14 protein-coding genes are annotated in these 12256 nt (G+C 35.7%); 4 read left to right on the top strand and 10 right to left on the bottom strand.

Annotation, left to right across the window (positions count from 1 at the left end):
- From HU235_RS12510 to HU235_RS12500, 3 genes are all read left to right on the top strand, one after another.
- Positions 1–612: transporter substrate-binding domain-containing protein (locus HU235_RS12510; protein ID WP_174880419.1), on the top strand; the 612-nt coding region annotated here is incomplete at its 5' end.
- A 14-nt stretch (positions 613–626) separates the two neighbouring features.
- On the top strand, positions 627–1310 hold the full coding sequence (locus HU235_RS12505; protein WP_095300858.1) for an amino acid ABC transporter permease: 684 nt from the start codon (positions 627–629) through the stop codon (positions 1308–1310).
- A gap of 15 nt (positions 1311–1325) precedes the next feature.
- Positions 1326–2072 (top strand): amino acid ABC transporter ATP-binding protein, encoded by a 747-nt coding sequence (locus HU235_RS12500; protein WP_145581444.1) that lies wholly within the window; start codon positions 1326–1328, stop codon positions 2070–2072.
- A gap of 80 nt (positions 2073–2152) precedes the next feature.
- Here the strand turns inward: HU235_RS12500 and HU235_RS12495 are convergent, their stop codons facing one another.
- The gene (locus tag HU235_RS12495) at positions 2153–2722 is read right to left on the bottom strand and encodes a competence protein ComK (protein WP_233452213.1); all 570 of its coding nucleotides are present in this window, start codon (positions 2720–2722) and stop codon (positions 2153–2155) included.
- 399 nt (positions 2723–3121) lie between these two features.
- On the opposite strand from HU235_RS12495, the gene HU235_RS12490 reads away from it, so the two are divergent.
- Positions 3122–3358: an IDEAL domain-containing protein gene (locus tag HU235_RS12490; RefSeq protein ID WP_095300860.1), complete on the top strand. Its 237-nt coding sequence runs from the start codon at positions 3122–3124 to the stop codon at positions 3356–3358.
- Positions 3359–3575: 217 nt separating this feature from the next.
- On the opposite strand, the gene HU235_RS12485 is transcribed toward HU235_RS12490, so the two are convergent.
- From HU235_RS12485 to HU235_RS12445, 9 genes are all read right to left on the bottom strand, one after another.
- Positions 3576–4838 (bottom strand): M48 family metallopeptidase, encoded by a 1263-nt coding sequence (locus HU235_RS12485; RefSeq protein WP_174880418.1) that lies wholly within the window; start codon positions 4836–4838, stop codon positions 3576–3578.
- Between the two features lie 92 nt (positions 4839–4930).
- Positions 4931–5239 (bottom strand): AzlD domain-containing protein, encoded by a 309-nt coding sequence (locus HU235_RS12480; RefSeq protein ID WP_174880417.1) that lies wholly within the window; start codon positions 5237–5239, stop codon positions 4931–4933.
- On the bottom strand, positions 5232–5960 hold the full coding sequence (locus tag HU235_RS12475; protein ID WP_233452212.1) for an AzlC family ABC transporter permease: 729 nt from the start codon (positions 5958–5960) through the stop codon (positions 5232–5234). Before HU235_RS12475 ends, HU235_RS12480 begins: the two co-directional genes overlap by 8 nt.
- A 59-nt stretch (positions 5961–6019) precedes the next feature.
- Positions 6020–6571 carry a helix-turn-helix domain-containing protein gene (locus HU235_RS12470; RefSeq protein ID WP_174880415.1) on the bottom strand — a complete coding sequence of 184 codons (552 nt, stop codon included), beginning with the start codon at positions 6569–6571 and terminating at the stop codon, positions 6020–6022.
- A gap of 127 nt (positions 6572–6698) precedes the next feature.
- Positions 6699–7493: an ABC transporter ATP-binding protein gene (locus tag HU235_RS12465; protein ID WP_145581449.1), complete on the bottom strand. Its 795-nt coding sequence runs from the start codon at positions 7491–7493 to the stop codon at positions 6699–6701.
- Complete coding sequence (locus HU235_RS12460; protein WP_095300866.1) at positions 7468–8463, bottom strand: ABC transporter permease; 996 nt, start codon at positions 8461–8463, stop codon at positions 7468–7470. Before HU235_RS12460 ends, HU235_RS12465 begins: the two co-directional genes overlap by 26 nt.
- A 12-nt stretch (positions 8464–8475) precedes the next feature.
- The gene (locus HU235_RS12455) at positions 8476–9477 is read right to left on the bottom strand and encodes an ABC transporter substrate-binding protein (protein ID WP_095300867.1); all 1002 of its coding nucleotides are present in this window, start codon (positions 9475–9477) and stop codon (positions 8476–8478) included.
- A gap of 230 nt (positions 9478–9707) precedes the next feature.
- Positions 9708–11246, bottom strand: a complete 1539-nt coding sequence (locus tag HU235_RS12450) for a fatty acid--CoA ligase family protein (protein WP_174880414.1) — start codon at positions 11244–11246, stop codon at positions 9708–9710.
- Between the two features lie 175 nt (positions 11247–11421).
- Positions 11422–12256 (bottom strand): lipoate--protein ligase (locus HU235_RS12445; RefSeq protein WP_174880413.1); only part of this gene is annotated, 835 nt, incomplete at its 5' end.

The raw sequence follows: 12256 nt of genomic DNA, 5'->3' as shown, positions 1-12256 counted from the left end.
AAACTAACTGGTTTTGATATTGAAATCGCTAGAGAAGTATTTAAGCGTCTTGATATCGAACCTAAGTTTATTGAAGCAAAATGGGATGGTATGATCGCTGGTTTAGATGCAAAGCGTTATGACATGGTTGCAAATGAAGTAGCTATTCGTCCAGATCGATTAGAAAAATATGATATGTCAGACCCATACATTGTTTCAAAGGCTGTCCTTGTTGTTCATGAGGATAATGATGAAATTAAAAGCCTAGAAGACTTAAAAGGGAAAAAGGTTGGACAATCACTAGATAGCAATTACCGGAAAATTGCTGAGGATCATGGTGCAACAAATACTGTTGTTGAAGGCTTTAACCAAGCAATCGATCTCCTTGTCTCAGGACGTATTGATGGCACGATTAACGATAGCCTATCATACTTAGATCTAAAAAAACAACGCCCTGATCTACCTGTAAAAACTGTTTATGAAGAGGAAAATGCAACAAGCAATGGTTTCTTATTCCGTAAAGGCAGTGACGAACTAGTAGAAGCTGTTAACGGAGCTTTGGCAGACATGAAAGAAGATGGAACATATTTAAAAATCTCTGAAAAATGGTTCGGAACTGATGTTTCCAAGTAAAGGAATGATTGAAGATGTTTGCAGATGAACGTTCAGAACGAATTATAGGAATCCTTAGTGATTCCTTTTTTCCACTTTTAAAGGCGGGATTAGCTTTTACAATCCCACTTACGATTATTGTATTTATCTTAGGTCTTATCTTAGCATTTTTTACAGCTTTAGCTCGACTTTCTAGCTTTAAACCACTTGTTGCACTTGCGAAATTTTACGTATGGATTTTCAGAGGTACACCACTACTCGTTCAATTATTTATTTTATTTTACGGACTTCCAAGTCTAGGGGTAACGCTAGACCCATTTACTGCTGCAGTAATTGGCTTTACATTAAACAAAGGAGCGTATAGCTCAGAGATTATCCGCGCAGCGATTCTTTCGATTCAAAAAGGTCAATGGGAGGCTGCTTACTCTCTCGGTATGACAAAAGCACAAGCAATGAGAAGAGTAATTCTTCCGCAAGCAGTTCGGGTAAGTATACCTCCATTAGGAAACTCCTTTATAAGCCTAGTTAAAGATACGTCATTAGCTGCAACAATAACAGTTACAGAAATGTTCCAAAAAGGTCAACAAATTGCAGCTGTTACGTATGAACCGTTATGGATTTATATTGAAGTCGCCGTCATCTATTTACTATTTAGTACGATCCTTTCATTTGCACAGGCAAAGCTAGAGCATCGATACGACCGAACAGTTGCGAAATAATGGAGGTATCGGTATATGATTAATATAAAAAACTTGCATAAAAAGTTTAATGACTTAGAAGTGTTAAAAGGAATTGATTTAACGGTTGATAAAGGAAAAACCGCCGTCATTATCGGACCTTCTGGCTCTGGTAAAACAACGCTGTTACGCTGTTTAAATCTTCTCGAAATACCTGACAGAGGTACGATTTCCTTAGGAGAAAACTCTATTGAATTTCAGGAGAAAAAGAAATTATCTTCAAGTGAAATTATATCGTTTCGAAAACAAACAGGTATGGTTTTTCAAAATTATAACCTCTTCCCTCATTATACAGCGTTGGAAAATGTGATGGAGGGCCAAGTGACAGTATTGAAAAAAACAAAGGCTGAAGCTCGTACAATAGCACACCGTCTTCTTGATAAGGTTGGGCTTAAGGATAAGGCAGATATGTATCCACACCAATTATCAGGAGGTCAACAGCAGCGTGTAGGGATTGCACGAGCGATGGCAATGGGTCCAAATGTTTTATTATTCGACGAGCCAACTTCTGCACTAGATCCTGAACTAGTAGGTGAGGTTCTAAAGGTAATGAAGGAGCTTTCAGAGGAAGGGATGACAATGGTTGTTGTCACTCATGAAATGCAATTTGCTCGTGATGTTGCAGACGAAGTTATCTTCATGGACAATGGTGTTGTTGTTGAAAGAGGAACACCGGATAACGTCTTTAATAAAACAGAAAATCAGCGTACATTGCAGTTTTTAAATAAAGTTGGTGCAAGATAGTATAATTACGGGGCTGTTCAAAGCAAACATCATCCTCAAATATGACAGCCCCATATTCTTTTTATCATACCTTTAATCAATTAAGAATACCGCTGAATTTCTCTAATAATCTGTTCATATAATTGACTAAACTTACTTTCTCCTTTTGGCATTAAAAGCATTTCCATTTTCCTTTGCTCATTCTCAATTCTTGTGGAAATAATTGTTCTTAGCTGTGCTGTCCGGTAAAATTGGTTTTCAAACGAACCAATTGACATATTTACTGTCAATTCTTCTCCGTTTGTAAATGTGACAATTGTTGCATTATTTGCTGTTTTGGAGTGTTTTTTCACATAAGAATGTGAAAGCCAAATACATTGTGGTCTTGTTGAAGAAGTCGTGGGGAAAAAATAAATAGCATTTGCAGGGTCAATAACAATTGGCGGCTTATGGGTAACCCCCATTAAATCCCTAGTGCCTTCCTTCCTACCATGATAACTGCTTCCGAAATAGCGGCAGCTCTGCTCGATTACATCTATTGGTCGCTGCTCAACGTGTAATAAATCATTCAGCTCATAGATGACAGAGCTCATTCTATCCTCACTTGGTAGAATCGCCATCGTAAAACGATTAATAATATAATCTTCTACGTTCTTCTTTAGCCTACTCACTTATTTACACCTCACTAGAAAATTTTAGGTAAATTATCCCACATCAAATTTAGCATATTATACCTATTTAATTCTATAAATTTACAAAAAATCAATAAAAAAATGACTTAATTTACATTTCTGTAAAAAAGTCATTTTTCTTCTTCTTCTAATTCAATATTGGTTTCATCCTGGTCACTATGTACGACAACATTCATTAACGGATTTAACGGTGTCGAGCGTAATTCAAGCTCTTTTTCTTCCATTTTTATATCACTTCCTATTGAATTAGGATGCCCACATGCTTATATATCATACTTACAAAAATATTCCTAATTAATTTTAAAAGATTTTAAATATTCCGTTGATTTTTATCCCTAAATTCCATACAATATAAAAAAGGCATCAGGGGTGATATTCATGAAAAATAAAAAGTCATCTTACACTGAGATCATGAAGTCCCGCAATACAATGAAAAACGTTCCATCCGAGCATCCTGTACTAGACATGTATATCCAAATGGTTTTAGACGAGGCGTTGTTTATCAGGAAAAAATCTTTGCTAGAAGAACGTATTAATGATGCACTTGACACAAAAAACAAACAATTATTTATGACATTATCAAAAGAATACAAAGCTTTATGTGAGCTAGGATAGGGACTGCCGATTGGCGGTCTTTATTTTGTTTTCTGCAAAAAATAGGGAATTTCGAAAATTAAAGACTCAGACACTCTTTACCACAAATTTTGACTTATCTCCGGTGGAACCTAAGTGCTAAAGACAGCTGCAGAACGCCATATTCCCAGTTTAAAATTTATAAGCAAAGAAAAGGATCAGTTATTTCTCACTGATCCTTTTCTTACAATTATACAGGTTATTTGGCACTTTCCTTATGCTTCTCTAAATAAACAATCCGTTCTAACATTGTCGGATGTGTATAACGAAAAATTTTAACCAATGCTGGTGGATTCACTTGACTTAATCCGGCTCTTGATAATTCCTGGAACGAACTGATGGCTGCTTCATGATTGTTTGTCATTTCAATTGCATACATATCAGCAGATTTTTCCTGATATCTGGCAACTGCATTTGATATTGGGCTTGAAGCAAAAATTAAGACTCCTAATAGCATTAGAAATAACGGAAATGCTGTTAACTCCTTTATCGAACTAATTTTTAATAATGATCCTGCGCGTTTTATAATAAACCTCATTAATACATTGATAGCATATAAACCAACTAAGCTTAATAATAAGTAGCCTACAATTCCAATATAGATATGTTTCATAACATAATGACCCATTTCATGAGCCATAATAAATAGAATTTCATCCTCGTCCAATCGATTTAATGTTGTATCCCAAAGAACAATTCTCGAATTTGCCCCAATACCTGTGACATACGCATTAAGCGCATTTGTCTTTTCTGACATGTTCACTTCATATACATGATTAGCGGGAATATTCGCCTCATCAGCAAGTGCTAATATTTTTTCCTCTAGCTCTTTATTTTTTAATGGATAGAAATCATTATATAATGGGTCGATAATGACAGGCTGAACAAACATTAAAAAGAAGGAAAATGGAATCGATAAAAGCCAGGCATAAAGCCACCATCTTTTTTCAAATCGTCTTATTAGCCAATATAAGACAATGACGATTATCGTCATTAATAAGTAATTAACCCAAAAATCTATTATCTCATCCTTCATCCATGCTGAGAAAGTTTGAGTTGTAATTTGATAGGACTTAGATATTTGATAGCTTATCCAATTTACCGGAAACGAAACGACCGTAACAAATAATGATAGCCAAAAGAAATAAATAGCTGATTGTAAGCTAAAAAATTTCGATGTTGCCTCAGACCATTGTTGCATCTTTCTTGAAAAGCCTGTAATAAGACAAATAAAAAGAAGGAACCATTCAAATGGGATTGTCACAAAATAGAGAAAGTTTTTAATTGTTGAATACTCCTGTGAAAGAAGCAATTCTCTTCCAGACATAAATGTTGAAGGGTCTGCTGACGTTCCTTCATATGGTGCAGGAACACCAGACCCAGAGAAAAAAAACAAATACCAATATACGAGTAATCCATATAAAAAATAAAAGAATATTGAGCGAGTTATCCATTTTCTCAAGTAGTTATCCCCCTTAAACAAGCTCTTATTTCTAGTGTAGTTACAAGCTCGTTTAATTAGAACTCAAATCAAAGCTATTTTGATGTGTCACTTTATGTAAATAACAGGCTATATAAAACAAGTGTACCTATTGAACCCATTACAACGATAATAACATTAGCCCCCATAAAGGCAATAAGTATTGCAGCAATTGCACCGATTACGCCAAATAGCGGATCTTCGCTAATAAGAAAAATTCCTGGAACGATTAAAGCACCTAATGTTGCATAAGGGACATTCTTTAATACATTTTGGGCAAATATCGGCAACTTTATATTACTTAATACAACAAGCGGAATCATTCGTGGTATGTATGTAACGAGTCCCATCCCTATTATCATGAACAATACGGTTTTATCCATTCTCCAAATCCTCCTTATTTTTTAGTCTTGTATCGATCCATTCGATCACAAGTGCTGAAATCAAAGTAGAAATGACGATTGACCATCCTGTTGAAATCATCTGTGTCGCATAGCAGATTGAATTTACAATTGCTGCAAGTGTCGCTAAATAAAGAACCTTCCGATGCTTTTTCAATGATGGGATTAATAAGCCGATAAACATTGCATAAAGTGCAATTCCCATACTTTCTTGGACAGTAGTTGGCAAGCTAGCACCAAGTACAAATCCAATTCCTGAATTTATCCCCCAGCTTGCATATGATATAAACATAAGCCCACATAAATACGCTGTGCTTACCGTCCCTTCCTTCATCGAAGCTACCGAAAAAGTTTCATCCGTTAAACCAAACGAATAGACGGCTTTTTTCCAAAGTGCATCTTCCTCAACCTTTTCACTTAAGGAAGCAGACATAAGAAAATGGCGAATATTAACGATAAACGTTGTAAAAATAATTTCAATCACACCAGTTCCTGCCGCTATTAAACTTAAAGAAATATATTGAGAAGCACCTGCATAAACAAGTAAACTCATTAAAAGCGTTTCAGATAATTGTAAACCAGTTGATTTAGCGAGAAGTCCGAACGTTAACGCAACTGGTAGATACCCAATAGCAATGCTCGCTCCTCCCTGTATTCCTTGAAGGAAGCTAGTATGCCCCTTTTCTATCGTTGTTGTTGCCAATTCGAGTACCTCCTCCTTTATTTTCATAGTGTTCCTACTTTAATTTACAAAGTAATCGCTTACGGATAATAGATTAGTAAATAACAACTAGTTATTTCATTCGTATTGTTTCCATATGTATGAAGTTGATTTGCTTGAAACTTCATTGAATCTCCTTTTAATAAGGTGTAGCTAGTACCATTTATCGTGAGTGTTGCCTCTCCATCACACACTAATATATATTCCTCGACGTTGCCATAATGGCCATCAGATGTATGGATACAATGTGGCATTAATTCCATGTAATAGATTTCAAACCGTTTAGCACTATCATAAGGAAAATACGGAAACACTCGATATAAATCATCACCCTCAGTCAATGCGACTTTTTCCTGTAAGCGAACAACAGAAACAGAAGGTGCCTTTTCCTCCACTAATGATGAAAAAGAAACTTGCAGTCCGTTGGCAATTTTCCATAATGTATTCACTGTGGGACTCGTTTCTCCCTTTTCAATTTGAGACAGCATCCCTTTGCTAACACCTGTTACATTTGCTAGCTGGTCATAACTATACCCTCTTAGCTTACGAATCGCTTTTAAGTTCTCAGCAATTTGCTTATGTATTGATTGCATAATGACTCCTTTAATGTTAAATTGTATAATATTTTATACATATGTATATTTTATCATACAACTGCTTTTTCCATAGAAAAAAGTGCTAGTCAATTACCGATATGTTTCGATAAGAGACTAGCACCTTTTAAATTAATAAAGCTTTATCTGATAACGAACTATCAGATTTAATTTTCGCAAATTCCTCCAGTAAAGAGTTAACAGTAAGATTTTGCTTTTGTTTCCCTTCTGCTTCGAAAACAATATTTCCTTTATCCATCATAATTATCCGATTTCCTAAGTCAACAGCCTGTTGCATATTATGAGTAATCATAAGGGTAGTTAGTTTACCATTTTCAACAAGCTTTTTCGTTAACCTTGTGATTAATTCTGCACGAGATGGATCAAGTGCAGCTGTATGTTCATCTAATAATAAAATATCTGGCTTAGTAAAAGTTGCCATCAGCAGTGACAAAGCTTGACGTTCACCACCTGATAAAAGTCCAACCTTTGCTGTTAGACGATTCTCCAGATTTAGTCCTAGAAGCTCTAATTGCTCCTTAAAGAACGCACGTCTTTTTGTGGTAACTCCCGGTTTTAATGTACGCTTATGAACCCGAGAGTAGGCAAGGGCAAGATTCTCCTCGATAGATAGCGTCGGCGCAGTTCCAGCCATCGGATCCTGAAAAACACGGCCAATGTATTGCGAACGTTTATATTCCTTCACATCATTCATCAGCTTAGATTTTATAAGAACTTCCCCTTCATCAGGAATAATCCGTCCAGCTATAACATTAAGTAATGTTGATTTCCCCGCACCATTGCTGCCTATAACTGTTACGAAGTCGCCTTCCTTTAGCGATAAGGATAAACTGTCTAACGCAATTTTCTCATCAACAGATCCTTCATTAAACACTTTATAAATTTGCTTTAGTTGTAGCAATGCCTCCACCCCGCTTTCTACGTAGGCTCTTCTTCCGCTTTTCTTTTTGCTTATCGATAATTTGCGGTATGATTAAGGCTCCAATAACTATACATGCAGTAATTAACTTCATATCACCAGTTTCGAAAAAGTTAAATCTTAATGCCATTGCAACAATTAAACGGTAAATGATTGCACCAATAATAACGGCTAAAGTCGCGCGTACAATTGATTTAGTCCCAACAATTGCTTCCCCAATAATAACGGAAGCCAAACCGATAACAATCATCCCAATTCCCATACCGACATCACTGAACCCATTGTATTGAGCAATAAATGCACCTGAAAATGCAACAAGTCCATTTGATAGACCAAGACCGAGAATTTTCAGCATATCTGTGTTAGCAGAAAAGCTCGTAATCATGTTTTCATTATCACCAACTGCTCTAATAGCAAGTCCAAGCTCTGTCTTTAGGAATTTATCTAATAAAAACTTAATAATAACAATTAATACTAGCATCGCAATTAAAATTGACCATGTTTTTGGAATGAAGCCATCAAGACCAATCGATAAAAATAATCGCTCTAATCCAGCATCAATCCCAAGCTTATTCCAAAAATCTTGTAGCTGCGTAAAAACCGTTTCCTCTGTTAAAAGTGGTACATTTGATTTTCCCATAATTCTCAGGTTAATCGAATAAAGAGCAATCATCATTAATATTCCTGATAATAATGGATTTATATTTCCCTTTGTATGAAGAATTCCCGTCATACAACCTGCTAAAAAGCCAATAATCAGTGCAACTAGAGTAGCAAGGAAAGGGTTAGTGCCATTAACTATTAAAATTGCACTAACCGCTGCCCCAGTAACAAAGCTTCCATCCACTGTTAAATCTGGAAAGTCTAATATTCGAAATGACAGGTATACACCTAAAGCCATAATCGCATAGATTAAGCCTGACTCAAAAGAGCCGAATATAGCTGTAAACATAGCTTCTCACCTTTATTCAATAATTTCTGCTTCTTCTTTCCATTCATCTTTAATTTCAATTCCCATATCCTCTGCTGCTTTTGCATTAATTTGTAATTTTAACTTTTTCGGATATTGAACAGGAACTTCTTCAACCTTTTTCTCGCCAGTAAGGATATCTGCTGCCATTTCACCAGCTTCATAGCCAATATCATAGTAGTCAAATCCGTATGCAGCAAAACCGCCACGTTTAACAGAGTCTAATTCTCCAACAAACAATGGAATGTCTTCATCACTAGCAACCGCAATAACTGTTTCTAAAGCAGAGACGACTGTATTATCCGTAATGATATAAATAGAATCTACTTTTCCGACTAAAGATTCTGTTGCTTGCTTTACTTCATTAGTATTTGAAACAGTTGCTTCAACAATTTCTAAATCCGTACCTTCCATTGCTTTCTTTACTAGGTCAACCTGAGCAACAGAGTTTTGTTCACCAGCATTGTATACCATCCCAACCTTATTGCCTTCAATATTATCAGCAATAAATTTCACTGTATTTGGAATTGCATCTGGATGTGTATCTGTTGTCCCAGTAATGTTCGCACCTGGATCTTCAAAGCTTTTTACAAGACTTGCACCAATCGGATCTGTTACTGATGTAAACACAATCGGAATATCCTTCGTTGCATTTAATGCACTTTGTGCACTAGGTGTTGCATTTGCAAAAATTAAATCAACGCCGTCCCCAACTAAATTCGTTGCAATCGTTTGGCTATTCGTTTGGTCAGCTTGAGCATTTTGAATATCATAATCAACATCTAAGCCTTTATCTTTCAACGCTGCTTGAAATCCTTTTGTTGCTTCATCGAGAGAAGGATGTTCAACATATTGGCTAATCCCAACTTTATATGTTTTTCCTCCTTCAGACCCTTCATTGCTACTACCAGACGTGCTTTCGCCGCTCCCACATCCAGCTAAAGCTATGAAACTAGCTAAAAGAACACTTGCTCCTATCTTCCAATTTTTTATCATATAATAATCCCCCTTTTATTTTTCCCTGTAACGCTTTTATGCTTTTATTGATTAAATTATACAGAAATATAAAAATAGTTCAATATTTTTTGAATATTTTCATAATAAAATAACTATATTCTTTGGGAGATTATCTATCAAACATAGTAAAAAACACAGGTGATGGAAAATTGTACCTGTGTTTTAAAAATGAAAATATATACTCTACTACGATACTTTCTATACTATTCTTATAAAACTTGTGTTTTTAGTGCTCTTCGCAATATTTTTCCTGTAGCGTTTTTAGGTAATTCTTCTAAAAATTCTATTGAGCTCGGTATCTTATATTTTGCTAAATGTTCTTTACAATACTCAAGTAGTATTTCTTCGGTTATGTCATTGTTTTTCACTACAACAAAACATTTAACAGCTTCGCCAACATCTGGATCTGGCACACCAAGAACAGCCACTTCAACAACATCCTCATGATTATAAAGTACTTCTTCTACCTCACGTGGATAAACATTATAGCCACCGACAATAATTGTATCCTTCTTTCGGTCAACAATGTAAAAATAACCGTCCCCATCCTGTTTTGCCAAATCTCCAGTATAGAGCCAACCATTACGAATCGTATTCATCGTATCATCAGGTAGTTTATAATATCCCTTCATTACATTTGGTCCGCGTACAATAAGCTCACCAACATGATGAGGTGGAAGCTCTTCACCAAGCTCATTAACAATTTTATTCTCTACATTTACAATGCTTGTCCCGATAGACCCTGGTTTTCTAGGGCGATCAAGTGGATTAAAGCATGTAACAGGAGATGCTTCTGACAACCCATACCCTTCTGAAATGATAACTTTAAATTTCTGCTCAAAGCCTTTTAGTAAAGCTACAGGCATAGAGGCACCACCTGAAATACATAGTCTTAATGTTTTTAAGTCTTCTGGATTTCCATTTTCATATTGCAGCAAAAAGTTATACATCGTTGGAACTCCAGCAAACACTGTTGCTCGATATGTTTTGACAAGCTGAAATATATCAGACGGACTAAACTTCGGAACAATAAGTAAAGTAGCACCATTCATTAATGGAGCATTCAAAGAAACGGTCAGACAAAACACGTGAAACATTGGCAATGTTGTCACAACAACATCTTCCTTTGACATTTTCAAATATGTCGCGGTATCAAATGCATTGCTGTATAGGTTTTTATGTGTAAGCATTGCCCCTTTTGGTTTTCCTGTTGTTCCTGAAGTATAGAGAATAACGGCTGTGTCATCCTCATCTAAATTCGGACCGAGAAAATGAGGAGTTCCAATTGCTAAAATATTTGTAAACGTTCTCATTTTGCCGTTACCAGATTGCTGTTGCTTATCCTTTTTCCCTTGTGGTGATTCACAAACAATAATATGCTCTAATTTTTCAAGCTGTCCTTCAATTTTTTCAACAATTGGGATAATTAAGTCTAGGGCAACTACGACTTTTACATCTCCATTGCTTAATAAATAAACGATTTCGCTTGGAGTATAAATAGGATTAATCGGAATAATGGTCGCTCCTGCACGCATCGCTCCATACAAGGAAATGATAAAATATGGTGAATTACCGAGTAATAGAGCAATATGATCCCCCTTTTGAATCCCCATTGCCTGTAAGCCTGATGCAAATCGATTTACTGCATCGTCAAGCTGCTCATATGTTGTTTCTTCCTCTTCAAAGATAAAAGCCGGCTTGTCTCCATACTTTTCCACTGCTTGTGTTAAACGATCCGATAAATTCATGTTCCCACCCCTTTTAATGAATGAATAGTCATTCATGTTTTATGTGAAACAATCCACCTCTATATTATATTTAATGTTTATGATAAAGACAATTATCTGGAAAGGATCTCACACAAAACATTCATAATAAAAACGGGCAATTCCCTTAAAAATGCCCGCTTTCTTCCACCTTCTATTAATAAATCAAATTTATGAAATCACTTTTCTCAATTTGCCCAAAATACTTTTTGATGTCAATATTTTCTAAAGCTTTCTCAAGTCCTTCTTTTTCATAACGAGTACCGATTAACAAAGCTTCGATTTCCTCTACATCTCCTACGCCAAAGAAATCTCCATATATTTTACAATTTTCAATAACGCCCTTTTGTACCTCTAAGCGGACATCAATTTGGCCAACAGGAAAACGATGTGAATGTTGGTAATTGAATTTTGGCGATTTCCCATAGTTCCAATCCCAATTTTGATATCGTTTTTTTGATATTTCATGAATCTTATTCCAATCCTCTTCTGTTAAGTCATAGGTTGGAATTTCTTCAATTTCACCAAAAATATGATGGAGTAATAGTTCTCTAAACTGCTGGATCGTAATTTTTTCGTTTAAATATTCACTGATATTTGCAACACGGCTACGAATCGATTTAATTCCTTTTGATTCAATTTTATCCTTTTTCACTTTCAAAGCAGAAACAACACTGTCTATTTCTGAATTAAATAATAATGTACCGTGGGAAAACATTCGACCTCTTGTTGAAAATTGTGCATTTCCTGATATTTTTCGGCCATCTTCAGCAATAAGGTCATTTCTTCCACTCATTTCCGCCTTTACACCGAGCTTATGCAATGCTTGAACAACTGGTTCTGTGAATTTTTTAAAGTTGTGAAAGCTTTCTCCATCATCTTTTGTGATAAAGCTAAAGTTCAAATTACCTTCATCATGGTAGACAGCCCCACCACCTGAAAGTCTTCTAACAACATGGATATTGTTTTCTTCTACATATGCAGTGTTAATT

The organism is Metabacillus niabensis (assembly GCF_902829255.1).
Taxonomy (GTDB): Bacteria; Bacillota; Bacilli; order Bacillales; family Bacillaceae; genus Metabacillus; species Metabacillus niabensis.
This window is presented reverse-complemented; position numbering and strand designations above follow the sequence as displayed.